Source organism: Serratia sp. 506_PEND (assembly GCF_001076875.1).
Classification (GTDB): domain Bacteria; phylum Pseudomonadota; class Gammaproteobacteria; order Enterobacterales; family Enterobacteriaceae; genus Serratia; species Serratia marcescens.
The window spans coordinates 1-626 of record NZ_JVEL01000429.1 but is presented as its reverse complement, the minus strand read 5'-3'; the positions used below and the strand labels follow the sequence as shown (position 1 = coordinate 626).

At 58.9% G+C, this 626-nt stretch carries 1 protein-coding gene and 1 pseudogene; both read right to left on the bottom strand.

Translation table 11 applies throughout. The annotated features are described in order from the left end of the window. Positions 1–352, bottom strand: a 352-nt coding sequence (locus ADK28_RS16395) for a contractile injection system protein, VgrG/Pvc8 family (protein ID WP_256364573.1), incomplete at its 3' end; no start/stop codon positions are given. Positions 353–495: 143 nt separating this feature from the next. Then, positions 496–626 (bottom strand): annotated as a pseudogene (locus ADK28_RS31000) (type VI secretion system tube protein Hcp); the annotation flags it as partial.

Genomic DNA, 626 nt, shown 5'->3' with positions numbered 1-626 from the left:
GCGGCTTTTTCACCTGGAAAATCCGGCAGTTGGTACGCAGTCCGGTACGCCACAGCGCCGGTCGCACAATGGCCTCGTAACGGGTACGCCGGAATCCCGTATCCCCCTGCGCAAAATGGCTCACGATCCCGTTGACCCGCCGCTGTAGTTCACCGTTGTACCAGACCATCAGCTCACAGGGCTGGTCCAGTACGTCGCCAAAATCAATCCCGGGCTGCGGGCTTGCCAGTTTCAGGCTCAGCGCAAACGGTGCATTCAGGGCTTCCTTCAGCTCAAATTCCACCACCGCAAACGTGCTGGCAGATAACTTCTCCATCCTGACTGTAAACTGCAGTCCCGTACCATCCGCCATGTCAACTCTCCTCTCTCAGGGCAATGGCTACCGCACGCCCGGCTTTCACCGTTCGGGGTCAATGTCTCTCTCAGTGTTCAGGTCTGGCCGGCGCCACACCTCAGCACTGAATAACCCGGGCCGAAGCCCGGGCGGTATGACGGTTATGCGGCAACCGGCTTACGCCAGTCGTCGCTGCCGGACGAACCGGATTTGAGGTGATCCCAGGTAATCTTGCGGTACGCCAGTGAGACTTCAATGAGCTGGGTGAAGTCCGATTTTTCCGCATCCTGGC